Raw genomic sequence first — 22,540 nt, 5'->3', positions numbered from 1 at the left:
CAACGCGGTAGTAGTGCCAACCGCTTGTGCCTCTCCCAGAGTATGCCCGGTCCCGGGCGCCCACAATGGACCGCGGTCGGGCGAACGGCGGCGGAGGCGGCCTCAGCCGATGGGCTCTGACATCTTCTCCACGACATACTGGGCGTCCACCGACGTGCCGGTCACCGGATCGGTCATTTCCACTCTCCAGCTGCGGGCAAACTGGTCGACCCCCTGTTTCATTGCCACTGTGCCTGAAATGAGGACGGTGCCGGGCTGGTTCAGGCCGCGTTCTGCGAGCACCGCCAGCCAGTAGTCCGGGCTGAGGAGGGCCTCCAGCGAACTGTCCTGGATCAGGGTGTCCGGAGTTTCGCCGTCGCCCACCCAGCCCTTGAGCGTGATCTTGTCCAAATGGTCGCGAACATCATCCAGGCGCCATGCTTTGCGTCCCAAGACGTCCGGGCTCGCGTTCTTGCTCCACGCCACGCCGTGGACCTCGAGCTCACGGTCCGTGTGGTCGCACGCCACGGTCAGGAGGACGTCCCCATCGGTGATCACGAGCGCCCATTCCGCTTCGCCCGAGGTCCGGCCGTGCTGGACGCGGACTTCCGAAACCTGCTGGGCCAGATAAGGCGACACCGGGTACAGCGCTGGCGTGGTTGTGGGGCCGGGAACGCCAAGTTCGGCCAGTTCGGCGATGTGGGCCTGCACTTCTTCCTGCTCGCGCCCTGCGTAGCCGGCGTTCAGGAGGTGCTTGACCTGGACATTCCGCGTGGTGCCATCGGGAAGTTCAAAGCTCAGAGTCGTCATTTTCTGTCCATCCTTTGCGTGTCCTGCTGGAGAAATTTTTCAGATCGGAAACCGGAAACAGTCGCCAATGTACATCCAGTATGCGTAATGTATACATTTAACGCCAGTGTGGCAGGCGTCACCGTAAACTTCTCGTGGAGGAAACCCATGGCCAATGTTCCAGTTCCGGCTTCCGGCGCAGCGCCGCGTCCCGGAAAGCCGATGCATCCCAAAGGCCTGTACAAGGCCTTTGCGGCAAGCCTCACCGGCACCGCGCTCGAGTGGTACGACTTTGCCGTCTACTCCGCCGCGGCCGCCGTCGTATTCCCCCTCGTCTTTTTCCCGTCGTCGGATCCCTTGACCGGGACCATCCTGGCGTTCTCGACCTACGCGGTGGGCTATGTCTCCCGTCCTGTGGGCGGCATCATTTTCGGCCGGCTCGGTGACCGCATCGGCCGCAAGAAGGTCCTCGTGACGACGCTGATGATCATCGGCGTCGCCACTGTGCTGATCGGGGTGCTGCCTGGCTACGGCAGCATCGGCATCTCGGCCCCGATCATCCTGGTGTTGCTGCGCTTCGCCCAAGGCGTGGGTGTCGGCGGCGAATGGGGCGGGGCAGTGCTGCTCTCCAGCGAATACGGCGATCCCCATCGGCGCGGCTTCTGGGCTTCCGCGGCCCAAGTCGGACCGCCGGCCGGCAACCTTCTGGCCAACGGCATCTTGGCCGTCCTGACCGTCACCCTCAGCGAAGCGCAGTTCATCAGCTTCGGCTGGCGCATCGCTTTCCTGGTTTCGGCCGTGTTGGTGGGCTTCGGTCTTTGGATCCGGTTGAAGCTTGAAGATACCCCGATCTTCAAGGCCATCGAGGCGCACAGTGAGCAGCCCAACGCTCCGGTCCGCGAGGTCTTCAGCAAGGAACTCCGTCCGCTCGTCGCTGCCACCCTGTGCAGGGTTGGCCCGGACGTGCTCTATGCCCTGTTCACCGTCTTCACCCTGAGCTACGGGATCCAGACGCTTGGTTACGACCGCAGCCAGGTCCTCACTGCCGTGTTGATCGGTTCGGCATTCCAACTGTTCATGATCCCGTTGGCCGGGGCCGTCTCCGACCGCTTCAACCGGCGACTCGTCTACGGGATCGCGGCGGTGGTCGGGGCCGTCTGGACTTTCGTCTTCTTCGGAATCCTCGGCGGACACAGCGAGCCGTTGCTGATCGCGGGAATCGTCCTGGGCCTCATGGCGCACTCCTTCATGTACGGACCGCAGGCAGCCTTCATCGTGGAACAGTTCTCTCCGCGACTTCGGTCCACCGGAAGTTCGTTGGCCTATACGTTCGCAGGCGTGATCGGGGGCGCCATCGCACCCTTGATGTTCACGCTGTTGTTGTCCCAGTTCGGCACCTGGATTCCGGTTGCCATCTATGTGGCCGTGGCCGCCGTCGTGACCGCCGTGGGGTTGGCGCTCGGCCGGGACTCCAACACCGTGGAGGACGAGGACTATCGCCTGCTGCTGGAAGGTTCCGCGGCAAGCCAACGGTCGGCCGTCGCGGAAACGCGCTGACGCTCACGTCATGCCTTCGAAAATCCTGACAAGCTGCGCTGGGCGGACAGAAGATTCCTCAGGTGCGCAGCAGGATGTCCCGGGTCACCGCGAGGTGATGGTCGATGGCCTTCTGGGCCTTCGCGGCGTCGCCGGACATCAGGGCGTCGAGAATGTCCTGGTGTTCGGCGCATACCTGTTCGCGCCGGCCTCCGGTACGGAACAGCGCGGAGACGCCTACCAGAATCTGCCGGACGTGGAGCTTGCTGTACGTCCGGGAGATGAGCTCGTTGCCGGCCGCGTCGATGAGCTGCTGGTGGAACAGGGTGTCCAGGCGGATAAACTCACGGGCCGCTTCCGGGCTCAGTTCCTCGGGAAGCTTTGCCTGCTGGTCAAGGGTTTCCTGCATCGTCCGGGCGGGAACCCGGCCTTGCTCGATGACCAGCCCGGCGGCGTGGCTTTCAAGGATCCCGCGCAGTTCCATCAATTCGGACATTTCCCGGCCGGTCACCGGAGGAACGTAAGCTCCGCGTTGGGGGATCAGTTCCACCAAGCCGTCCGAGACGAGCAGCAGGAGCGCCTCACGCACCGGCGTACGCGATACGCCGATTTCCGCGGCCAGTTCCTGCTCGTTCAGGAACTTCCCCTGGACTTCGGGGTCGATCAGGATATTTTCACGCAAGTACGCGTACGCCTTCTCGCGGCCGGACGCCGCAGTCCCCGAACTTTTTCGCATACATCATGTATACAACAATTTGGAGTAAATTCATGCGTTTAGCCGTGGCACAAATCATCACGGGAGCCGATCTGGCCGCCAACCTGGAACTGATCCGAGAATACGCCACCCGCTCCAAAGCCGCCGGAGCCGAACTCGTGGTCTTTCCCGAAGCAGCGATGCGCGCCTTTGGCAACAGCCTTGCGGACATCGCCGAACCGTTGGCCGGACCGTGGGCCACAGCGGTCCGCGGCCTCGCACGGGAGCTGAACATCGCCGTCGTGGTGGGAATGTTCACTCCCGGTGAGGGCGGCCGGGTCCGGAACACCCTTTTGGTCACCGGCCCAGGGGTGGACGCCTCCTACGACAAGATCCACCTCTTCGATGCCTTCGGTTTCGCGGAATCCGATTCGGTCGACGCCGGGACGTCACCCGTAACCTTCGAATTCAACGGCACCGTGTTTGGCCTTGCCACGTGCTACGACGTGCGCTTCCCCGCCCTCTTCACAGCCAACGCCCGGGCAGGAGCGCAGGTCAACATCGTCTGCGCCTCGTGGGGCGACGGCGAAGGCAAAGCCGAGCAGTGGGAGCTGCTGGTGCGGGCCCGCGCAGTGGACAGCACCACCTTCGTGGTGGCGTGCGGCCAAGGCAACCCGGCCAGCGTCGGCCTGCCCACCACCGGCACCGCGCCCACGGGAATAGGGCACAGTGCCGTGATCTCGCCACTGGGTGCCGTGATGGTGGGCCTCGGGGAAATGCCGGAACTCGCCGTCGTCGACATCGATCCGTCGGTCGTCGAAGAAGTCCGGGGCAAGCTTCCGGTCCTGGCGAATGCCCGGGATCTTTAGCGTCGCGGAGACGGCGGCGTCTTCTTTCAGGGAGGGCGGCGCCGTCCTGACCTTCTTTCGTTTCGGAAAGCGCTTACGACACGGCGAGTCGCGTCATTTCGAGGCTTTTGCGCGGCAAAGAAGGTCAGGACGGACAGGCCACGTTCGACTTAGGCGGCCGGTATGTCTTCGAAGGCGACTTGGTCGAGCAGGATATGGCCCCAACTTCCCGTGCCGTTATCGACCACTTGGATCTGGGCGCTCTGGCCAACGAGGTCGGAGACGTTCCACGACGTCCAGGCGAGGCGTTCGCTGTTCTGGCCCGTCGCGGTGCGGACCACTTGCCCGTTGACCACAAGATTCACCGTGGTCTGATTGTCCGGTTCACCTCCAACCGCGTTTGGCACGCTGCTGAACACGATCTGGTCCACCATGATGTGGCCCCAGGATCCGCTTGCGTGGTCGATGACCTGGATTTGGGCCTTCTGCCCCACGAGCGTGTGGACGTCCCAGTTCACGTTCGACATCGTCGATGAATTCTGGCCTGTTGCCGTTCGCACTACCTGCCCGTTGACGAGGAGGTTCACCGCCGCGGCGCCGGACTGGCCCCAGGGGTGGTTTCCTCCAGCGATGAGGAAGTCGATGTAGTCCCGCGTGATCGTGAACGTCGGTGACGTGATCGCGCCCGTGGAGGCATCACCTCCTCCGACGTACGTATCGAGGACCTTGGAGCCGAGCTGGTTGGGGAGGGATTCCGCCGTCGGGCCCTGGCCAATGTAACTGCCCGACGCCGTCCACCCGGCACCCCACGTCGCGCCCTCGAAGTCGGCGAAGACGTCCGACGGCCTCGGGTTGTTCCCGCCTCCTGCGAGGAAGTTGACGTACGAGTGGCCGATGGTGAACGACGGCGAGGTCAGCATTCCGGTCGCTGCGTCGCCGCCGTTGAAACTGTTGGCGAGCTTGTTCCCGAGGTAGCCCGTGACGGGCTGCTGGTTGGGGAGCGCCCCGGCGGCTGGCCCGGAACCGAAGGCCGCTCCCGCCGTCGTCCATGAACCATAGGTGCTGCCCTCGAAGTCCGCGTACGGCGCCGCGGGGTTCGCCTGTTCGGTGATGTTGGCGAATTCCGTGATCGAGAGGTTGGCGAAGTTTGCGCTGCCGCCGATCGTGTAGAGGGAGATCCCCGTGTCCGACGACGTGAAGAAGGCCTGGTTCGAGAGTGCGATCCGGCCGTCGTCGGCGAAGACCTCCACGCTGCCATGGTCCACGAGGATCCGGAGGTGCAAGGACGTCGTGCCCGAGGCGAGCGGCGCCTGGGACTGCTGGTACGTGCCGAAGGAATACGGCACTTGGTCCTGCGCGGAGCGATCGACGTAGAGGTTGCCCCCGTAGACACCGATGTTCGTGTGCCGGCTGCCGTCCTTGTTCTCGCCGACGGAGATGCCGACGTTGTTCAGGGTGGTCCAGCTGACGTCCGCATCGAGCTCGTAGGCGGAGCCGTGGTAGTCGAGGGTTGTCCGTCCATTGACCGTCGCGTTGGCGGGCTTCACGGTTTTGGTGGCGTAGTTGGCCAGATTCGGGGTCGGCTGGGATAGGAGGCTGTAGACACCGCTGCCCTCGGACTTGAGGCTGAGCTGACGCACCACCGACATCTGGCCGTTGTAGTTGTCCGTGGAGTCCGTCGGCACGGTGTGCGGCGCGTAGTGCCAGTTGTTCATCCAGCCGATCGCGTAACGGGAGGTGTCGGGATTCGCGGCGTCCGGCCAGGTCACCGAGGCGTACCAGTCCGAACCCCAGTCGAGCCACTGCGGGTCCGTCTGGTCCGCGACGAACGCCGAGCCGTTCCACGTTCCGGTCCAGTACGCGTAGGTGTCCGGCTTGCCGCTGTAGTCGCCCTGCATGCTCCCGGCCATGACCCAATGCCACGAACCGTCGTCGGCCTTCATCTGGAAGATGTCCGGGCACTCAACGCCGCCGATGTTCGGAGTGGTGTAGCTGAAGTCGGTTTGGTGCGTCCACGTCTTAAGATCCGGCGAGGTGTAGAAGGTGATCTTTTGCTGGCGGCCGATCGCGGCTACCCAGGTCGAGTGTGCCGCGTCCCAAACGATCTTCGGGTCGCGGAACCAGTCCGAGGCGTCCGGGTTGGCAATGACCGGTGCGCCGTACTGCGTGAAGGTTGTCCCGCCGTCGGTCGAGTACCAGAGGTATTGCGATTGCTGGAACGGGTCGCCGTCGGTGGGCTGCGTGGCGAGCGCGACGACGGCGCCGGCCCCGAAGCCCGCGGTGTTGTTGGTATCGATCACCGAGGAGCCGGTCCAGACGGGGAAATTGCTTTGGAGGGGGAGGGCGTCGCCTTGGTCGTTGAACACCACAGTGTCCGACGACGTCGCATGTCGCCATCCGCCGGGGCCGTTGTCCTGGTTGCTGTGAAGGTAGTACAGGTTGTACTTGCCGTTGAGATAGATGGGCCGCTGAGGGTCGCTCAGCCATCCTGACGGGGGAGTCATGTGGTAGACGGCCCGCATTGGCGGTGGGGTCGCGCTGCCGACGGCTCCTGCGCCGGGGATGTCCCCGGTAACTATGGTTGTGGTGAAAAACATCGTGAGCGCGGCGAAGAGGGCGAGCATGCTCGCCCTCTTCGACAGCCTCCTTGCTGAGTGGGCCATAAGATCTCCGGGTCTCGGTCAGGACTACTCGACCGCCGATAGCTCTGCGTCGAGCCTCTGCACACGGCGTTGTTGAGCAGTCGGGGGAGCTTGTGGTGGAGCTAAGGATTTTTGATTAAACGCTTAATCACGGCAAGAATAACTGGCACTTGACTCGTGATCAAGCGTTTAAGCGGATTATTTTAGCTGGTTGCCCGGAGGGCGAGGCGGCGCATGAGGGCGCGCCGGATCCGCTGGGCTGGCTGTTCAATGGCCACGCAGCTCAAGAAACCAAGCGGCCAGACCGCCACGAGAGCGAACGCAGCAAACCCGAGCGCGGGAACGTGGGATGGAATGTGGGCGGCTGCGAGGAGCTGCTGGACGGGCCATCCGTAGATGTAGATCCCGTAGGAGATGTCGTAGCGGGACCCGATGGCGGACGCGCTGACGATTGAACCGATCGACAGGACGAGATAGGCAAACGGTAGCGGGGCGAGGGCTGTGCCGTAGCCCGTGGCGAGGGCGCCCCACACTGCCAGTGCGGCGAGGAGGCTCGGCGCCGCACCGACGCGGACCGTGTGTCTCTGGGTGGCAAGGAGGGATCCCGCCATGAAGACCGCGAGCAGCGGGAGGACGAATTCGGTGCGATTCGGCCCGAAGCTGCCTGCAAGCAGCTTTCCGAAGACTGCTCCCGTGGATGCGGCAAAAAGCAGGAATATTGCAGTGGCAGTGCCTCGCCTGCTCTCCGGAACCCTGCGGAGCAGGAACACAATCGCGGCGATGATAACGTAGCAGAGCCCCTCCCAGGTGAGGGTCCATAGGGGGCCGTTCCAGTCAAAGCGGTCGTTGTTGCCCCAGAGGGACGTCCCGATGGCGGGCGTGTCCATGACGCCGATGCTGAGTGCCAGCGCCGCGCCGAGGAAGGCCAAGGCTCCGCGCGGGTCGTAGGTCCCGTGTGTCAGGAGGGCGCCAAGCGGTGCTGCCACGAAGGCAACAGTAAGCGCCGCGACCACGAGGGCCGGATAGATGCGGGCGAGCCGTGCTGCGGCATACTCGAGCACAGAGTCCGAGCGTTCGGCGCTGACGGTGATGAGATAGCCGGAGATGGCGAAGAAGCCCATGACGCCAGCGGTCCCGAGCTTGATCCCGTAAAGCGAGGGTTCCGGGCCGTAGCCACCCAGCCACCAGGAATGGGAGACGATCACGGCTGCCGCGAAGACCAAGCGCAGGGCGTTCAGCGAGTTTCGTCCGGAGCCCAGGGCATTACCCAGGGTGCGGGCGCCGAGTATGGCCAGGCCCGGACGGTCCACGGCTGTCGTTGGGGTCTTCATGGGCTGGTCATCTCTTTTGGGCTCAGAGGCTGTTCGGGTGACCTTCTTTGGGTGTGACCTGGCTAACATTCTTGACTGAATCTACACGAGTAGATCTGAGGGGGTCAAGCGACTTCTTTCTCAACCAACCAGCCGCACCTCGCCTTGGCCGAGCTGACCAGCTGGAAAGAGACGGCCACGGCCGTAGCCGGACACGGCAGCGCCGACCTCGAGTGGCTTGACGATGACGAGACCGTGGAGCGGCCGTAACACCGTACGCATCTGGTTCTGCCTTCACGAGCGCACGGTCTTTCTGGAACAGGTGCGCACCAGTCCTTCGAACGAGGCGAAGTAGCCCGAATCAGACTCGTTTTAGCCGAAGCTCACCCGCGACGGACAGCCACCCTCAATCAGCCCGTCGATAGTGCAAGGCGACCGCGCCGTTGCTGAGCGGCTCCGCCGAGATCAGGTCGAGGCGTCGCGTGCTAGGCAGTCCGCCCTGGTACAGGGTGGGACCGTGGCCGGCAATCCTGGGATGGACAAGGAACTTGTACTCGTCAATCAGACTCAGTTGGTCCAGCCCTGTCGCAAGTTTGCCGCTGCCGACGAGCACCCCGCCGGGAGTCGCATCCTTGAGATCCTGTACCGCCGTGCGCAGGTCGCCGACGACGTGGTGGCTGTTGGTCCACGGGAAGTCGCTTCGCGTGGACGACACAACGTACTTCGGCTTGGCCTCCAGCTTGAGCGCCCACTCGCGCATCGCAGGCGGCGCGTCCTCCTCGCCGCGGACGACCGCTGGCCAGTAACTCTCCATCATCTCGTAGGTGGTGCGGCCCCAGAGCATTGCGCCCCCCTCGTCCATGAGGCGGGTGAAGTAGGCGTGCGTCTCGTCGTCGGCGATGCCTTCCTGGTGGTCGACGCAACCGTCAAGGGTGACGTTGATGCTGAAGGTTAGGAGACCCATATGACGATTCTAGGCTGCCCACTTACCGATGCCTCAAATATCGCCGCCTCGGCACGGAGGCTGCTTTCGTCGGAATCGCTGTCGGAATCGCTAGGGTTCGCTCGGGTAGTCATCGTCTTCCTGGCGCCGTGGGATTCACGAAGGCGATCAGTTCCCTGCTCGACGAGTTGCGGCGGCTCAGTCGGCGAAATCTGGACCACCACGCCCCGTGAAAGCAGAAAACCCCTGGCTGACCAGGGGTTTTCTTTGGCGGCCCTTGTGACGCTAGGTTGAAATTATGAACTATGGACACGAATCGCGAAGTTAGTAGATAGCAGCACCCAGCCCTGAACCAAATCCGGTCCATTAGTGGGGGCTTATCTGATGGTTTACCTAGATGCGTTGGGCGGTCCATCAGATGCGTCAGGCCATCTCGACGTTTTATAGTGATACAAATTCGTCTTCGAGCGCAGCCGGTTCCCACGACTCGCAAATAAACTGTTGCCGTCCGTGGAGTTCTATGCCTCTAAGGACGACGAAAGAGAGCCCATTCAACTTAGCGAGTCCGATCATGACCTTTAGGGTGGGTTGCTCCAAGCCTCGGACGCACGAAGCTTCACCGTCCTTGAAGCAGAGAGCCTGGTATCGCTCTGCCTCAGGCCGAGACCAAAACAAGGGGACAGTCTTGCCCTCGCCATCTGGAAATTGGTTTGCCAATTCTGGTGTCCAGGGCAGAAGCAACCACGACCCAGTCACTTTTCCGTTTTTGGCTTCCATGACCGTCCAGAACGGCTGACCAGATGCAGATTCGTCCGGGAGCATCGGCGCGAGGAATCGGTTGGCGACGGCCTGGCCGAAATGGGGGAGTTCGTCAAGCGTCATATGTCGAACTCCGTGGTCGTCAAGGTACTTGAGAGCGCCAGACTGGAAACCGCTTGCAGAGATGAAAAGACCAATCGTGCTGGGCATGTCCCTGACCTTTCCGCAGAAGGCGATCACGTCGTCCCGGCCGACCGGTCGTTTGTGGTCCTTACACTCAATGGCAACTCGGTGCTTGTTTCCTGCGATCTCATACTCGAAGAAGACATCAATGTTGTACAAGTTGCCGAAATTATCAGGAACCTGAGCCTGCTTCGTAACGGTAATATTCCTAGCGTGTCTGCTCAAGAGTGAGTCGTACACGTAACTCACGTAAGACTCCAGGAAGTCACCTGGACCCGCAGACTTACCATTCTCACGCCTGTACCACTCGTAAAAGTCACGCTTCAGCTTCGCCACGTTCCACATGCCTCTAGCCTATAAAGGACGCGCCGCATGGGGGACCAGCAGGTCCTCATCGCGGAGCTGAGAGGCCTCCACGATAGCGAGGAGGGCACGGAAGGCCGCCGTGGCGAGGGTCCGCTTGTCGTAGATGCCTTCGTGCTCGTCTGCGTAGTCCAGGGCGGCGGCCCACGCGGGACACTCCATGTCCATCGACGGTCACCTATACGAACTTCTAGCCAGTTCTAGGAAAGATACCTAGAACCCCCTATAACTCCGTATAGGTTCTCATAAGTCCATTTCCGGGTGGCCCGCCCTGTCGGTCGGCTCAGCTACGGCCGCGGCGCCCGGCACGTTCGGCGAATGCATCCAAGGCCGCCAGCATTTCAGGCGCCCGCCAGAACCGGCCTTTCTTGTATTTATCGACGCCGACGACGATCCCCGCTTCCTCCAGGGCATCCAGGGCGCGCTTCTGACGCATGTAGTCGAGGCCGAGCTTGGACCCCAGAACCGCGGCGTTGACAACTGGCTGGCTGGCCAGAAGATCCAGGACCGGCCATACGGCTGAGTCACGGCGTGCTGTGATCCTGTCAGCCCAACCCTCGGTAATGGCGACGACGTCGTTGGCGAGCGTCGTGCCGTTCTCAATGGCCCGGAACGCCGCTTCGGAGGTCACGGTGATGATGAGCTCCGGGTCTCCGGCCCGGAAAGCAGTGAGGGCAGCGTGATAGGCGCCGACGTTGGCGAGCAGCCCGGCGGAGACGGGGACAGTGACATGCGAGGCCACACCCCGGTGCTTGAGCATGGCGTGCAGCAAGGCTCTTCCGGTACGTCCGTTGCCGTCGGTGAACGGGTGGATGGTCTCGAACTGTGCGTGCGCGATGGCGGCCTGGATGATCACCGGGATGTCCCAGCGCCGGGTGTAGTCCATGACGTCGGTCATCAGCGCCGGGACACGGCTGTGGTGCGGCGGGACGAATTCCGCGCCGATCGGACTGTACTGGCTGGTGCCGATCCAAACCTGTTGGTCGCGCCAGTGTCCGGCGACGTCGGCGTCGCGGGTGCCGTCCATCAGGGCTCTGTGCATGTCCAGGACGCTCTCGGGCGTCAGGTGGTCGGCGGCGGCCAGCGCCGTCTCCATTGCCCGGACATTGCGGACGACCAAGGTGGCGTTGGCCTTGTCTTCTACACCGAGCTCGGCCTCACCCAGGCTGCGGGCGCTGGCGGTCAGGTTCTCGATCTGCGAGGAGGCGACTGACTCACTGCGCAGCATCAGGGACACGAACGGGCGCAGGTGCTTGCCGTAGCGTTCGTCGAACCGGCTGATCTCCTGGGCGGCTTCCTCGGCCAGCGCCGCGACCCTTGGAGAGGGGAGGTAGGTCGATTTTGCGATAGTCGAAGGGATCAACGCCTCATAGGGCTGCCCGGCCATCCCGGACAGATAGTTGCTGGTGCGGAAGGCGTCCTGGGTTCCGGTCCACTCGTAGCGTTCATACTCGGCCGCCGGCCAACCAGATGTACCGGCCAGGGTGACATGCCCGTAGATGCCTGTACCGTCCGCTTGCCCCGGCTGCTTCATGATCGCCTAACTGTAAGAATATCCCTTGGATTCTTACATTTATACTCCTAAGCGTAAGAACATGCCATGGCTTATCTCATTTAGCCAGCAAGGGCCACAGCACCATGTCAGCCTCTGGCCACCTCGATACGCGGAAGCCATTGCTCCGCGAGATCCCGTCTGTGGTAGCGGAAGAGAGATTGAACGGTGGAACCCACGTCATGGCGAGTTCATCGGTTAGCGCCGACGGGAGCGCTTTCCGGGGGACGGGGCCGACGCCCTGGCTTCCTTGGAACCGAGCTGGTAAAAGATCTGCCTCGGCAGCGACGCAAACATTCCTAACACGGACAGGTGAGTTGTGCTCGTCAACTGGCGCGGTTGGCCATCTTCTGTATCCACTCGGGGACTCTGCACGTTGCGTAACAGCCAAGGGCATCGCGTAGCCGAGGTGGGAGGTGACTCTTCCTCGAAACATGCACCAAAAATGCACCACGAAGGCCCCGGGAATGCAGAAAACCCCCGGAATTCCGGGGGTTTTCATTGGCGGTGACGGTGGGATTTGAACCCACGTTGGCTTTTACACCAAACAACATTTCGAGTGTTGCACCTTCGGCCGCTCGGACACGTCACCAACTGAAATAGGGTACCGGAGTGGAGGCCCGTTCCCCAAAACGGCCGGGCGACGCCCACTTAGTAAGTAGCCTTCCCTTTCGTAATCGCAGCCGCAGGACTAGATTCGCAAGCACGATGACTCTTCCACGAAACGCACCGCAGAACACGGACACCCAGAACACGCACCCCCAAACGGCCCTGGCCTACTGGACGGTCGGCCCGTGCCAAGGCGAGCTCCGCAGCGAGGACCTTCCGGCGCCGGCGCAGGGCGAGGCTGTGGTCCGTGCTTTGTACTCGGGAATCAGCAGGGGCACAGAGCTCGTGGTCCATGAAGCGCACGTGCCCACACGAACCGCGAAAGCGATGCGGGCCCCCCATCAAACCGGGGACTTTCCCGCGCCGGTCAAGTTCGGTTATCTATCGGTCGGAATAGTTGAACAAGGCCCCGAGGACTGGATCGGCCAGAATGTGTTTTGCCTGCACCCGCATCAAGACCGCTACGTCGTGCCGCTCACCTCACTCACCCGAATACCCGACGGCGTGCCGGAACGCCGCGCTGTGCTCACTGGCATCGCCGAAATCGCCCTCAACGCCCTTTGGGAGGCGGGGCCCCGCCTGGGTGACAGGATCGCCGTCGTCGGCGCCGGATTGGTGGGCGGCATGACCGCGGCGCTCCTGCGCGGTTTCCCGCTGGAGCGCTTGCAACTGGTGGAGACGGACCCGGCGAAGCGCGGGTTCGTGGAATCCCTGGGCGTGGAGTTCGTGCTCCCGGACGACGCGCATCAGGATTGCGACATCGTGTTCCACTGCTCGGCCACGGATGAAGGACTGGCCCGTAGCCTGCAATTAGCCGGGGACGAGGGCGAGATCATTGAGATGTCCTGGTACGGGGACCGGAAGGTCTCCTTGCCGCTGGGGGAGGACTTCCACGCCCGGCGCCTCACCATCCGAGCCAGCCAGGTGGGAGTGGTGGCACGTTCGCGCCGGCATAGCCGTACCTCAAGAGAGCGGCTGGAACTGGCGGTCTCTCTGCTGCGGGACCCCATTTTCGACGCGTTCCTCACGGGGGAGTCGCAATTCGAGGAACTGCCGGAGGTCTTCAATGGCCTGGAAAACGGCGAACTGGACGATCTTTGCCGAGTCATCAACTACCCCGGGACCCCGCAGCGGGAAGGAAACGAGGCATAACGATGTTCAGCCTCACCGTCCGCCGGCACTTCATGATCGCCCACAGCCTTCCGCGGGAATCGTTCGGCCCGGCCCAAGGACTCCACGGAGCCACTTTCGTGGCCGAGGTGACATTCCGTCGGGCCAAACTGAACGACGATGCGATCGTCCTGGACATCGGCGCCGCTGGAACCATCGTGGACGAGGTGCTGGCCGGCCTCAACTACAAGAACCTCGACGAACACCCGGACTTCGCCGGACAGCTCACGACGACGGAAGTGCTGGCCCGCTTCATCGCTGAGGCGGTTGCAGCGAAAGTCCGCGAGAGCGACGACGGCGGTGCGCTCGCCGGCGTCGACGTCCTCCTCCGGGAACATCCCGACGCCTGGGCAGGCTTCTCGCTGGATTTCGAGCGGTAGCTCGCGCGGGACCGCCCCGGATGGCGGATAAACGGTGCAGAATGGGGCCATGACGTCCGCCGTGCTTTCCACCCAAACGCTCACCCCGGAACTCCTCCGCGCCTGGGCGTGGCACAGACAGGGCCTGGACGGTTCCCTCTCCGGCAAGACGTCCGAGGAAGTCCTGGATCGCGCCGGCTGGGCCCGCTCGGTGGGCGGTGCCAACCCCTACCTGACGCTCTTCGCCCGGGCGGGGATCCGGCGCGAACAGGTCGATCGCGACGTCGCCGAGTTGAGGATCCACGAGCTCCCCACGGCCCGCGGTTGCACCTACGTCCTGGGCCGGAACGACTTCGCGTGGGGCCTCCAAGTCGGCCGGGACGCCGCGGTGGCGCCGTTCAAGGTCCTGGCCCGCCTCGGCGTCGAACGCGGTGAGATCACCCTCCTCGAAGAGCAAGTACTCCACACCCTCCTGGAATCCAGCGACCCCATGGATCCCAAGCAGCTCAGGGACGAGCTCGGCGAATCCGTCCGCAGCCTCGGCGAAGAAGGCAAGAAGAAAGGTGCGTCAACCACCCTGCCCACGGCGCTGGGGCTCCTCCAAGCCGATGGCCGCATCCGTCGCGTCCCCGTCAACGGCCGCCTCGACCAGCAGCGCTACGCCTACACGTCGTGGGTGCTGCCGCCCAGTGGCCTCGACGACGACGCCGCCCGGGCGCTTTTGATCGAACGGTACCTGCGCTGGACTGGCGGAGCGACGTTCAAGCAGAGCCAATGGCTTACGGGCTTCACCGTCGCGCAGAGCAAGGCGGCGCTGGCCGCCGTCGGCGCCGTCGAAGTGACGACGGCGGCAGGCGAGCCGCTCTGGATGCTGCCCGACGACGTCGAGCACCTTTCCGCGTTCACGGCGCCGCAGGAGGAACAGATCCAGCTTCTGGCCGGGACGGATTCTTTGGTACTGCTGCGCAGGAATTCGGCGGACATGCTGGCCGAAGGAGATCGGGGCCGGAAGATCCTGGACACCACGCTCGCGCTGCAGGCGGACCTGTCCGACCACCCGATCCTGGACCGGGGACGGATCATCGGGCTGTGGCAATACGATCCGGGCAAGGAACGGATCGCAGCATGGACGTTCGACAAGCCCACTGCGGCCGTCACCCAGCGGATCAATGAGGTGGAGAGCTGGATCCGCGAAGACCTCGGGGACTTCCGCTCGTTCAGCCTGGACTCGCCGGCATCGCGGCAAAAACGCATCGACGCCCTGGACAGTGCCAATTCATAAAGCGAACGCTGGTCTCAGGTTGGAGTGCTTCAGTCCACCCAGAATCCGGAGAACTCGCCGGTGGCTTGCGTGAAGGTGGCATCCACGTGTTTTACCCGGCCGGGGGCGTCCCGGGACTGCAGCCATTCCAGCAAGGAGTCGACGGCTTCGCGGTCTCCCTCTGCGATCACTTGCACCGAGCCGTCCAACTGGTTGGCAGCTTCCCCGGTCAATCCCAATAGCCGGGCTTGGTGCATCGTGGAGTACCGGAAACCCACGCCCTGGACGCGGCCGGTCACCATGGCCGTGACGCGCACTGGGGAACTCATGCGGCACCCGATCCATACGGCCTCGTGATCGCCTCGAGGAAATGACCGTCCGGATCGGCGAAGTAGACGCCGCGTCCGCCGTCGTTGTGGTTGATCTGCTGGGGGCGTGAGCGTGCAGGATCGGCCCAGTAGGGGATGCCCTCAGCCTGGATCCGGGCGAAGATCCCGTCGAAGTCGTCCTCGCTGACCAGGAAGGCATAGTGCTGGGGAGAGATGGGCCGGTCCGCCGTGGCGAAATCGAGGGCGACTCCATGGTCAAAGGCCACGGTCATGAAGGACCACATGGCTTGCGGCTTCGGAAGCCCAAACACCTTGGCGAGGAACTCCGCGGAACGGCGTTTGTCCGTTGTGTAGACGATGGTGTGGTTGAACGAGACGGTCATGAGGTCCTCCTCAGGTGTGCTGCCTGAGACCATCTGACGTCCAACACCTCACAATTTCAAGGGCGATCCGGAGGCAGCTGCTATTTCCGGTGGGCCGCGAAGAAATCGCGCAACAGAGCCGAGCATTCCTCTTCGCGCACGCCTGCGTACACCTCCACCCAGTGGTTGAGCCGGCGTTCCCTCAGGATGTCGAACACCGATCCGGCAGCCCCGGCCTTCTCATCCCAGGCGCCGAAGACCACCCGCGGAATCCGGGCCAGCACAATGGCTCCGGCGCACATCGCGCACGGCTCCAGCGTCACCACAAGGGTGCAGTCCTCGAGGCGCCAGCCGTCTCCGCCTTCGCCGAGCTCAAGGGCGTGGCGTTGCAGGGCCGCGGCCGCCTCGCGGATGGCAACGATCTCGGCGTGCGCCGTCGGGTCGCCGTGCGCTTCCCGTTCGTTCCGTCCGGCACCCAGCACGCCGCCGTCGGGCCCCAGGACGACAGCGCCGATCGGCACGTCCTCCGTATTCAGCGCCCGCCGGGCCTCGTCCAGTGCCAGGCCCATCCAGGCCGCGTGCTCTGCGTGATAAGGCTCGTTGGTGCTCATCCCTCAATGATAGTTTTGGAGTCATGCGCACACTCGTCGTGGACCACCCGCTGGTCGCTCACAAGCTCACCGTTCTGCGGGATAAGAACACTCCTTCACCGGTCTTCCGGCAACTCACCGAAGAACTCGTCACTTTGCTGGCCTACGAGGCCACCCGCGAAGTCAGGACCGAAGCGGTAGAGATCGAAACCCCCATCACCAAGGCGATCGGCACTGCCTTCACGAAGCCGACGCCGCTGGTGGTCCCCATCCTGCGCGCAGGCCTCGGCATGCTTGAGGGCATGACCAAGCTGGTTCCCACCGCCGAAGTGGGCTTCCTGGGGATGGCCCGCGACGAAGAGACCCTGGACATCATCACCTACGCCGAGCGCCTCCCCGAGGACCTCACCGGCCGCCAGATCTTCGTCCTGGATCCCATGCTCGCCACCGGCGGCACACTGCGCGAAGCCATCAAGTTCCTCTTCAAGCGCGGTGCCTCGGACGTCACGTGCATCTGCTTGCTCGCAGCCCCGGAGGGCCTGGCCAAGCTGGAAGAAGAGCTTTCCGAAGCCAACGTCAAGATCGTCCTCGCGTCGATCGACGAGAGGCTCAACGAAAAGGCCTACATCGTTCCGGGCCTGGGCGACGCCGGAGACCGCCTGTACGGCGTGGCCGGCTAGCGAGTCCGGCTAGCTACTAACCCGCGCGGCGCTGGGCCTTGCTTGCCTTGAGCACCATGGGCAGCTTGGACCGAAGGGTGCACTCAAGCAACTCCTCGGCGGTCTCGTCCTGCTCGTAGACTTCCGGCAGGCGGATGCCGATCAGGGTGTTCATGAGCATGCCCTGCGCAAGGAAGTCGCGGGAGGTTTCGGGGGACAGGCCGGCTTCGTCGCGCACCAGGCGGTAAATATCCAGGAATCCTTCCCTGGCGCGTGCCCCGATGGCGGGTTCATGGCCGGCGACGAAGGCCTGCATCAGCATCATGAGAATGCCGCGATCCTCGATCAGGTCGGCGTAGGCGATGGCCATGAGCTGCTTGAGCTGTTCCGGGCGACCGCTCCCGGCGGCAGGATCGAGGTGCCGCAATTCTTCGGCGAGTTCTCCGGCGTCGTACGCCGCGATGACGTCGCGGAACGCGCGCAGCAGCTTGCCCTGGGCGCGATCCAGGGCCTCCAGGAACAGTGTCTCCTTGGTGCCGAACATCCGCACGACATACGGCTGGCTGATGCCCGCGGCCTTTGCCACTTGGTCCGTGGTGGAACCAGCGTAGCCACGCTCGGCGAAGACGCCGGTGGCGGCTTCCAGGATCAGTTCGCGCCGCTGCGCCGCTGGTATGCGTTCGGCAGTTGCCTGGCTGCTTGAGCCCGATTCCGGGGCGCCTGTGCCCGCTGTTTTCTTCGCCACACTTGACATGTTATCAGTCGATAACTAACTTTGGGCCTTAAGTAATCATTCGATTACAACAACCCAACTTAGCGGCACCTCAGCGACCCGTGGAGTCATCATGAAACGCACCATTCCCGTTTGGCTGGCCATTGTGGCGGCCTCTCTCCCCGTCTTCATGGCCACACTGGACAACCTCGTGGTCACCAACGCACTGCCCGTCATGCACAAGGCCCTCGGTGCGAGCGTCGAGGAACTGCAGTGGATCGTCAACGCCTACTCCCTGAGCTTCGCGGCGTTCATGTTGCTGGCCGTCGGCCTGGGGGACCGCTTCGGCCGCCGTCACGTGTTCATCGCGGGCCTTGCCATCTTCACCCTCGCGTCCGCAGCGGCAGCCGTCAGCACGGATCCGTTGCAGCTCATCGCCGCCCGCGCGGTCCAGGGCGTTGGCTCCGCGGCGCTCATGCCGCTATCGCTCACCCTGCTGGTGGGCTCGGTCAGCGACAAGCTGCGCCCGCTCGCCATCGGCATCTGGGGCGGAGTCTCCGGCCTGGGTGTCGCACTGGGGCCGCTGATCGGCGGCGCAGTCGTGGAAGGCTGGAGCTGGGAAGCGATCTTCTGGCTCAACGTGCCCATCGGCATCCTGTCGATTCCTCTGGCGCTCTTCGCGCTGCCGAACAGCTTCGGCGCCCGCGTCCGCGCCGACGTCGTAGGCCTTCTTCTCTCCGGACTCGGCCTCCTGGGGCTCGTCTTCGGCATTGTCCGGGGGAACGACGCCGGCTGGTCCAGCGCCGAAGTCCTCGCCGGCTTGATCGGTGGCGGCGTCCTGCTGCTTGCCTTCGTTCTGTGGGAATCCCGGGTCGCTGCGCCACTGCTTCCGCTCCGGCTGTTCCGCGACCGCAGCTTCACCGTGGCAAACCTGATCGGCTTGACCTTCAGCTTCGGGATCTTCGGGTCTGTCTTCATCCTCATCCAGTTCCTGCAGGTAGTACAGGGCCACGGACCCCTCGCAGCAGGCGTCATGACGATGCCCTGGACCTTGGCGCCCATGTTCGTGGCACCGCTTGCCGGCCTGTTGGCCCCGCGGCTTGGCACCAGGACCCTGATGATTGCGGGCCTCGTGCTGCTGACAGCGGGCATGTTCTGGCTGGCCGGAGTCCTTTCCGCGACCGTCCCTTATGAAACCCTGGTGCCGGGCTTTGTTGCGGCCGGAATCGGTATGGGCCTGGTTTTCGCCCCGATGTCGACGGCGGTGCTCGCCAACATGCGCGCCGAGGACCACGCGAAGGCGAGTGGGACCAACTCCACTCTCCGGGAGATCGGTGTGGCACTGGGCGTGGCCGTCCTGACGGCAGTCTTCACGGGAGCCGGCGGCAAACTCACTCCCACGGGCTATGTGGACGCGGCCATTCCCGCCGTCTACGTGGGTGCGTCTGTGCTGGTCCTCGCCACGCTGGCGGCGTGGCTCCTCCCGTCCCGCGCCCACGCACGCAGCCTGGCGGCTGGAGCGGAAGCGGGCGCCGCCGTCGAACCCTCCCTGCAAAACGCCTAACCAGCCGAACTCGTCAACGCGGGGTCACTTACGGCCCAATTCGAGCAGCAACATGGGCCGTAAGTGACCCAGCGTTGTGCTCCGCCCCTACCGGTTTTCGGGCTCCGCCGATAGCCTTTGGCGCATGGACTGGAAACTTGAACTTGTGTTTGTCCCCGTGTCCGATGTGGACCGCGCCAAGGATTTCTACGTCAACAAAGTGGGCTTCAACGCCGACTACGACGAGCGGCCTATGGACGGCATCCGCTTCGTCCAACTGACTCCGCCCGGCTCGGCCTGCTCCATCTGCATCGGCGAGGGCCTCAACGACGCCCCTCCAGGCACCGCTCCCAGCCTGCAAATGGTGGTGGGAGATATCCAGGAGGCCCACAGCCAGCTCAAGGCCAACGGCGTGGAAGTCAGCGACATCGACATCCAGGATTGGGGCCACTTTGTGTACTTCGCCGATCCGGACGGCAACAAATGGGCCGTTCAGTACATCCCCCACCGGCCCAACGGCTAGGACTCACACCGTAAGAGTTGGGCCGCAGACCGGCTTCAGCGGCAGGATGGATGCATGAACCTGCCTGCTGAAGCCGTGAAAACCCTGACCGTCCGGGCTGTCCTCTTCGATATGGACGGAACCTTGGTGGACTCCACCGCGATCGTGGAGCAAGTGTGGAGCGAATTCGCGGGCCGGTATGGACTGGACATCGAGGAGATCCTGCGGACTTCACACGGGGTCCAAGCCAAGGACACGGTGCGCCGTTTCGCTCCCGCCGGAGCTGACATCGACGCGCTCGCGGAGGAACTCGGCGAGATGGAACGGACCCGGACGGACGGGATCGTTGCGTTGCCCGGAGCCGCGGAACTGTTGCGGTCGTTGCCTGCCGACGCCGTCGCCATGGTCACCTCGGCCGATCGGATCCTTGCCGGGGTGCGCATGCAGGCAGCCGGACTCGAGATGCCCGCGACCACTGTTACCTCCGAGGCCGTGACCCGTGGCAAACCGCACCCGGAAGGCTACCTCAGGGCCGCAGCGCTGCTGGGTGCCGAGCCGGCCGACGTCGTCGTCTTCGAAGATGCCCCCGCGGGCATCGCTTCCGCCCGTGCGGCCGGAATGCGGACCGTGGTGGTGGGCGACGCCGGCGGCGAGGCGGCGGATGGGCTGTGGCAGATCGCGGACTATTCAGCTGTCACTGCCACGGCGAGCCTGGACGCTTCCGGTCGATGGGTGATCGAGCTCCGGTTCTAGCCCGCCAGTACGTACACCGTGGTCCCGCCGATGGTCTGTGACTGGAAGTTCGCAGCCACCCATTGCGCGATCTGGGCGGGGGCTTCCGATCCGCTGTTCGCCTGCATGGTCCCGCCGGCGATGAAGTAGTGGATCTTGCCCTGTGCCACGAGCTGCTGGAACTGCTCAAGGGTGGGAGACGGGTCCGTGCCGTTGAAACCGCCCACCGCCATGACCGGCAGTTCGGTGGCCAGCTGGTAGCCGGCGGCGTTGTTCGAGCCCACGACGGCGGCCGCCCACGTGTAGTTCGAGGCGCCGGATTTCAGTGCGGCAACCATTTCCGACGACGGCGTGGTGGCGCCGAGCAGGCCGCCCAGGCCGCCGCCTTGCCGGTTCCCTCCGAAGCCGCCAGCCTGGGCGCCCGGCTGTTGGAGGGTCTGCGGGGGAGTGTTCTGGGCTGCGTTGTTTTGCCCGAAGCCGCCCCGGGCTCCAAAGCCGCCGAAGCCACCGAACGTAGTCGCGGGACCGGCGCTGGGGATTGCGCCACTATGCGTCACGGAGGCGGTAGAGATCGAGTACGCCAGCGGACCGGCAAGGGAGGCCGCGAGGGCGAGCGCCGCCGTCGTGCGGTGGAGGATGCGGACCGGGAAACGTCCCGAGAGCAGCAAGCCGGCCGCAGCCGCCAATGCGCCCAGCAGCACGGCCCAGCGCAGCAACGGACCATAAGCGGTGGTGCCGCCCAGGAGGCCGAAGGCCGTGAATCCAGCTGCGGCAACTGCCACAGCGAGCACGACCGCGGCGACGAGCTGTGCGCGGTGCTGCCACAAAAGCGCCCCGCCCAGGCCCGCGAGCCCGGCGATGCCCGGGGCCAGCGCCACCGCGTAGTAGGGGTGGATGATGCCTGCCATGAAGCTGAACACGAGCCCGGTGACCAGCACCCACGAGCCCCACACGATCACCGAGGCGCGGACGCTATCCGTGCGCGGGGCACGCCGGCCCAGCCACAGCAGCCCGGCCCCGAGGACTAGCACCGAAGGGAGCAGCCACGCGATCTGGCCGCCGAATTCGTTGTTGAACATCCGGAACAGCCCAGGAACTCCCCAACCGTTGCCGCCCCCCACGCTGCCGGTCTCCTGGCCGCTCAGCCGGCCGAGGCCGTTGTAACCGAGCGTCAGTTCCAGGATCGAGTTGTTCTGTGAGCCGCCGATGTATGGCCGCATGTTCGCCGGAACGAGTTCGACGACGGCGAGCCACCAGCCGGCCGCGACCACCATGGCCGCCCCCGCGCCGAGCAGATGAAGCAGGCGACGCCCCACTCCACCCGGCGCGGCAACCAAGTACGCCACCGCAAATCCAGGAACCACCAGCAGGACCTGGAGTTGCTTGGTGAGGAAGCCGAAGCCAAGGAACACTCCGGCCAGCAGGAGCCAGCGCAGTGTGTTGTCCTGCATGGACCGCAGAGTGGCGTAGCCGGCGGCCGTCATGAGTAGCACCAGCAGGGCGTCCGGGTTGTTGAACCGGAACATGAGGGTGGCTACCGGGGTGATGGCCATGACGACGGCGGCGAGCAGCCCGGCCCGGTGGGCGAGCTGTGGATCGCCGGAAGCGGGGGCCGCGGCTCGCCTGACTGCCAGATACAGCAGCCAGGCCGTGGCCACGCCCATGAGCGCCTGGGGAACCAGGATGCTCCAGGAGCTCAGCCCGAAGATCCGTACCGAGAGGTCCATGATCCAGAGCGACGCCGGCGGTTTGTCCACCGTGATGGAGTTGGCGGCGTCGGACGATCCGAAGAACCATGCGGCCCAATTCTGCGAACCGGCCTGGGCCGCCGCGGAATAGAACGCGTTGGCCCAGCCGGAAGCGCCGAGATTCCAGAGATAAAGGACCGCCGTTGCCAGGAGCACGAAACCGAGCTCCACGCGGTGCCGCAGGGCATGCGGGCCGCGGGTGCGGCGGGGCTGGCGGGACCGGCGGGGCGAACCGGCCCGGGCGCGGCCGCCCCCTCCGTGGGGAACGGCCGCTTCCTGCGGCGCAGTCGGCCCCACCAACAGCGGCGGCGGAGCCGGCTGCCTTGCCTCGGAGTCCGTGCCTGTGGAATAGGAAGTGGTCATCGG

The 22,540-nt window shown here is 64.4% G+C and carries 23 protein-coding genes and 1 tRNA gene; 9 read left to right on the top strand and 15 right to left on the bottom strand.

The annotated features are described in order from the left end of the window. Positions 1–102: 102 nt before the first annotated feature. Complete coding sequence (locus tag VLA65_RS09940) at positions 103–789, bottom strand: DUF2848 domain-containing protein (protein ID WP_332602407.1); 687 nt, start codon at positions 787–789, stop codon at positions 103–105. A gap of 147 nt (positions 790–936) precedes the next feature. Between VLA65_RS09940 and VLA65_RS09935 the strand changes: the two genes are divergently transcribed. After that, positions 937–2,325 (top strand): MFS transporter, encoded by a 1,389-nt coding sequence (locus VLA65_RS09935; RefSeq protein WP_332602406.1) that lies wholly within the window; start codon positions 937–939, stop codon positions 2,323–2,325. 58 nt (positions 2,326–2,383) lie between these two features. On the opposite strand, the gene VLA65_RS09930 is transcribed toward VLA65_RS09935, so the two are convergent. After that, a complete protein-coding gene (locus VLA65_RS09930; protein ID WP_059388597.1) occupies positions 2,384–3,040 on the bottom strand; it encodes a GntR family transcriptional regulator in 657 nt (218 codons plus the stop codon). Positions 3,041–3,072: 32 nt separating this feature from the next. Here VLA65_RS09930 and VLA65_RS09925 point away from each other — a divergent pair, with 32 nt between their 5' ends. Beyond that, positions 3,073–3,867: a carbon-nitrogen hydrolase family protein gene (locus VLA65_RS09925; protein WP_332602405.1), complete on the top strand. Its 795-nt coding sequence runs from the start codon at positions 3,073–3,075 to the stop codon at positions 3,865–3,867. A 149-nt stretch (positions 3,868–4,016) separates the two neighbouring features. Here VLA65_RS09925 and VLA65_RS09920 read toward each other — a convergent pair whose 3' ends face one another. The 8 genes from VLA65_RS09920 to VLA65_RS09885 form a co-directional block, all read right to left on the bottom strand. Continuing rightward, positions 4,017–6,470: a glycoside hydrolase family 32 protein gene (locus VLA65_RS09920; RefSeq protein ID WP_332602404.1), complete on the bottom strand. Its 2,454-nt coding sequence runs from the start codon at positions 6,468–6,470 to the stop codon at positions 4,017–4,019. Between the two features lie 221 nt (positions 6,471–6,691). Beyond that, on the bottom strand, positions 6,692–7,819 hold the full coding sequence (locus VLA65_RS09915) for an acyltransferase family protein (RefSeq protein WP_332602403.1): 1,128 nt from the start codon (positions 7,817–7,819) through the stop codon (positions 6,692–6,694). Between the two features lie 120 nt (positions 7,820–7,939). Continuing rightward, positions 7,940–8,080 (bottom strand): hypothetical protein, encoded by a 141-nt coding sequence (locus tag VLA65_RS09910; RefSeq protein ID WP_284988726.1) that lies wholly within the window; start codon positions 8,078–8,080, stop codon positions 7,940–7,942. Positions 8,081–8,204: 124 nt separating this feature from the next. Next, on the bottom strand, positions 8,205–8,762 hold the full coding sequence (locus VLA65_RS09905) for a dihydrofolate reductase family protein (protein ID WP_332602402.1): 558 nt from the start codon (positions 8,760–8,762) through the stop codon (positions 8,205–8,207). A 420-nt stretch (positions 8,763–9,182) separates the two neighbouring features. Continuing rightward, positions 9,183–10,028: a restriction endonuclease gene (locus VLA65_RS09900; protein WP_332602401.1), complete on the bottom strand. Its 846-nt coding sequence runs from the start codon at positions 10,026–10,028 to the stop codon at positions 9,183–9,185. Between the two features lie 9 nt (positions 10,029–10,037). Then, positions 10,038–10,214, bottom strand: coding sequence for a hypothetical protein (locus VLA65_RS09895; protein WP_332602400.1), 177 nt, complete (start codon positions 10,212–10,214; stop codon positions 10,038–10,040). 115 nt (positions 10,215–10,329) lie between these two features. Beyond that, entirely contained in the window at positions 10,330–11,580 is a 1,251-nt protein-coding gene (locus VLA65_RS09890; protein WP_332602399.1) for a Fic family protein, read from the bottom strand. 520 nt (positions 11,581–12,100) lie between these two features. Then, a tRNA-Ser gene (locus VLA65_RS09885) sits at positions 12,101–12,190 on the bottom strand. A 116-nt stretch (positions 12,191–12,306) separates the two neighbouring features. Between VLA65_RS09885 and VLA65_RS09880 the strand changes: the two genes are divergently transcribed. From VLA65_RS09880 to VLA65_RS09870, 3 genes are read left to right on the top strand one after another with little or no spacing between them, the layout of a single operon-like run. Further along, entirely contained in the window at positions 12,307–13,359 is a 1,053-nt protein-coding gene (locus VLA65_RS09880; RefSeq protein WP_332602398.1) for a zinc-dependent alcohol dehydrogenase, read from the top strand. 2 nt (positions 13,360–13,361) lie between these two features. Then, positions 13,362–13,757, top strand: a complete 396-nt coding sequence (locus tag VLA65_RS09875) for a 6-pyruvoyl trahydropterin synthase family protein (protein ID WP_332602397.1) — start codon at positions 13,362–13,364, stop codon at positions 13,755–13,757. A 49-nt stretch (positions 13,758–13,806) separates the two neighbouring features. Further along, positions 13,807–15,018 carry a DNA glycosylase AlkZ-like family protein gene (locus tag VLA65_RS09870; RefSeq protein WP_284988731.1) on the top strand — a complete coding sequence of 404 codons (1,212 nt, stop codon included), beginning with the start codon at positions 13,807–13,809 and terminating at the stop codon, positions 15,016–15,018. A 29-nt stretch (positions 15,019–15,047) separates the two neighbouring features. On the opposite strand, the gene VLA65_RS09865 is transcribed toward VLA65_RS09870, so the two are convergent. The 3 genes from VLA65_RS09865 to tadA all read right to left on the bottom strand — a co-directional run bounded on the left by VLA65_RS09865 (position 15,048) and on the right by tadA (position 16,299). Continuing rightward, positions 15,048–15,326 (bottom strand): acylphosphatase, encoded by a 279-nt coding sequence (locus VLA65_RS09865; protein ID WP_059388602.1) that lies wholly within the window; start codon positions 15,324–15,326, stop codon positions 15,048–15,050. Then, positions 15,323–15,709: a VOC family protein gene (locus VLA65_RS09860; protein ID WP_332602396.1), complete on the bottom strand. Its 387-nt coding sequence runs from the start codon at positions 15,707–15,709 to the stop codon at positions 15,323–15,325. Before VLA65_RS09860 ends, VLA65_RS09865 begins: the two co-directional genes overlap by 4 nt. Before the next feature lie 80 nt (positions 15,710–15,789). Continuing rightward, positions 15,790–16,299 carry a tRNA adenosine(34) deaminase TadA gene (gene tadA, locus VLA65_RS09855; protein ID WP_332602395.1) on the bottom strand — a complete coding sequence of 170 codons (510 nt, stop codon included), beginning with the start codon at positions 16,297–16,299 and terminating at the stop codon, positions 15,790–15,792. 23 nt (positions 16,300–16,322) lie between these two features. On the opposite strand from tadA, the gene upp reads away from it, so the two are divergent. Further along, positions 16,323–16,958 (top strand): uracil phosphoribosyltransferase, encoded by a 636-nt coding sequence (upp, locus tag VLA65_RS09850; protein ID WP_332602394.1) that lies wholly within the window; start codon positions 16,323–16,325, stop codon positions 16,956–16,958. A gap of 16 nt (positions 16,959–16,974) precedes the next feature. Here the strand turns inward: upp and VLA65_RS09845 are convergent, their stop codons facing one another. Then, on the bottom strand, positions 16,975–17,682 hold the full coding sequence (locus VLA65_RS09845) for a TetR/AcrR family transcriptional regulator (RefSeq protein ID WP_059388605.1): 708 nt from the start codon (positions 17,680–17,682) through the stop codon (positions 16,975–16,977). 100 nt (positions 17,683–17,782) lie between these two features. On the opposite strand from VLA65_RS09845, the gene VLA65_RS09840 reads away from it, so the two are divergent. The 3 genes from VLA65_RS09840 to VLA65_RS09830 all read left to right on the top strand — a co-directional run bounded on the left by VLA65_RS09840 (position 17,783) and on the right by VLA65_RS09830 (position 20,447). Next, a complete protein-coding gene (locus VLA65_RS09840; RefSeq protein ID WP_332602393.1) occupies positions 17,783–19,213 on the top strand; it encodes an MFS transporter in 1,431 nt (476 codons plus the stop codon). A 124-nt stretch (positions 19,214–19,337) separates the two neighbouring features. Further along, positions 19,338–19,715 (top strand): VOC family protein, encoded by a 378-nt coding sequence (locus tag VLA65_RS09835; RefSeq protein WP_059388606.1) that lies wholly within the window; start codon positions 19,338–19,340, stop codon positions 19,713–19,715. Positions 19,716–19,769: 54 nt separating this feature from the next. Then, positions 19,770–20,447 carry an HAD-IA family hydrolase gene (locus VLA65_RS09830; protein ID WP_284988737.1) on the top strand — a complete coding sequence of 226 codons (678 nt, stop codon included), beginning with the start codon at positions 19,770–19,772 and terminating at the stop codon, positions 20,445–20,447. Here the strand turns inward: VLA65_RS09830 and VLA65_RS09825 are convergent. After that, on the bottom strand, positions 20,444–22,537 hold the full coding sequence (locus VLA65_RS09825) for an ArnT family glycosyltransferase (RefSeq protein ID WP_332602392.1): 2,094 nt from the start codon (positions 22,535–22,537) through the stop codon (positions 20,444–20,446). The genes VLA65_RS09830 and VLA65_RS09825 overlap by 4 nt on opposite strands. Positions 22,538–22,540 lie beyond the last annotated feature (3 nt).

Origin of the sequence: Arthrobacter sp. S2(2024), from assembly GCF_036662515.1 — a bacterium.
Taxonomy (GTDB): domain Bacteria; phylum Actinomycetota; class Actinomycetes; order Actinomycetales; family Micrococcaceae; genus Arthrobacter.
Note: the sequence above shows the minus strand (reverse complement) of the source record. Positions and strands in the feature narration are given on the sequence as shown.

What these genes read in the sequence shown, in the direction of transcription:
- VLA65_RS09940 (WP_332602407.1), bottom strand. Translation starts at nt 789, where the DNA reads ATGACGACTCTGAGCTTTGAACTTCCCGATGGCACCACGCGGAATGTC.
- VLA65_RS09935 (WP_332602406.1), top strand. Translation starts at nt 937, where the DNA reads ATGGCCAATGTTCCAGTTCCGGCTTCCGGCGCAGCGCCGCGTCCCGGA.
- VLA65_RS09930 (WP_059388597.1), bottom strand. Translation starts at nt 3,040, where the DNA reads ATGCGAAAAAGTTCGGGGACTGCGGCGTCCGGCCGCGAGAAGGCGTAC.
- VLA65_RS09925 (WP_332602405.1), top strand. Translation starts at nt 3,073, where the DNA reads ATGCGTTTAGCCGTGGCACAAATCATCACGGGAGCCGATCTGGCCGCC.
- VLA65_RS09920 (WP_332602404.1), bottom strand. Translation starts at nt 6,470, where the DNA reads ATGCTCGCCCTCTTCGCCGCGCTCACGATGTTTTTCACCACAACCATA.
- VLA65_RS09915 (WP_332602403.1), bottom strand. Translation starts at nt 7,819, where the DNA reads ATGAAGACCCCAACGACAGCCGTGGACCGTCCGGGCCTGGCCATACTC.
- VLA65_RS09910 (WP_284988726.1), bottom strand. Translation starts at nt 8,080, where the DNA reads ATGCGTACGGTGTTACGGCCGCTCCACGGTCTCGTCATCGTCAAGCCA.
- VLA65_RS09905 (WP_332602402.1), bottom strand. Translation starts at nt 8,762, where the DNA reads ATGGGTCTCCTAACCTTCAGCATCAACGTCACCCTTGACGGTTGCGTC.
- VLA65_RS09900 (WP_332602401.1), bottom strand. Translation starts at nt 10,028, where the DNA reads ATGTGGAACGTGGCGAAGCTGAAGCGTGACTTTTACGAGTGGTACAGG.
- VLA65_RS09895 (WP_332602400.1), bottom strand. Translation starts at nt 10,214, where the DNA reads ATGGACATGGAGTGTCCCGCGTGGGCCGCCGCCCTGGACTACGCAGAC.
- VLA65_RS09890 (WP_332602399.1), bottom strand. Translation starts at nt 11,580, where the DNA reads ATGAAGCAGCCGGGGCAAGCGGACGGTACAGGCATCTACGGGCATGTC.
- VLA65_RS09880 (WP_332602398.1), top strand. Translation starts at nt 12,307, where the DNA reads ATGACTCTTCCACGAAACGCACCGCAGAACACGGACACCCAGAACACG.
- VLA65_RS09875 (WP_332602397.1), top strand. Translation starts at nt 13,362, where the DNA reads ATGTTCAGCCTCACCGTCCGCCGGCACTTCATGATCGCCCACAGCCTT.
- VLA65_RS09870 (WP_284988731.1), top strand. Translation starts at nt 13,807, where the DNA reads ATGACGTCCGCCGTGCTTTCCACCCAAACGCTCACCCCGGAACTCCTC.
- VLA65_RS09865 (WP_059388602.1), bottom strand. Translation starts at nt 15,326, where the DNA reads ATGAGTTCCCCAGTGCGCGTCACGGCCATGGTGACCGGCCGCGTCCAG.
- VLA65_RS09860 (WP_332602396.1), bottom strand. Translation starts at nt 15,709, where the DNA reads ATGACCGTCTCGTTCAACCACACCATCGTCTACACAACGGACAAACGC.
- tadA (WP_332602395.1), bottom strand. Translation starts at nt 16,299, where the DNA reads ATGAGCACCAACGAGCCTTATCACGCAGAGCACGCGGCCTGGATGGGC.
- upp (WP_332602394.1), top strand. Translation starts at nt 16,323, where the DNA reads ATGCGCACACTCGTCGTGGACCACCCGCTGGTCGCTCACAAGCTCACC.
- VLA65_RS09840 (WP_332602393.1), top strand. Translation starts at nt 17,783, where the DNA reads ATGAAACGCACCATTCCCGTTTGGCTGGCCATTGTGGCGGCCTCTCTC.
- VLA65_RS09835 (WP_059388606.1), top strand. Translation starts at nt 19,338, where the DNA reads ATGGACTGGAAACTTGAACTTGTGTTTGTCCCCGTGTCCGATGTGGAC.
- VLA65_RS09830 (WP_284988737.1), top strand. Translation starts at nt 19,770, where the DNA reads ATGAACCTGCCTGCTGAAGCCGTGAAAACCCTGACCGTCCGGGCTGTC.
- VLA65_RS09825 (WP_332602392.1), bottom strand. Translation starts at nt 22,537, where the DNA reads ATGACCACTTCCTATTCCACAGGCACGGACTCCGAGGCAAGGCAGCCG.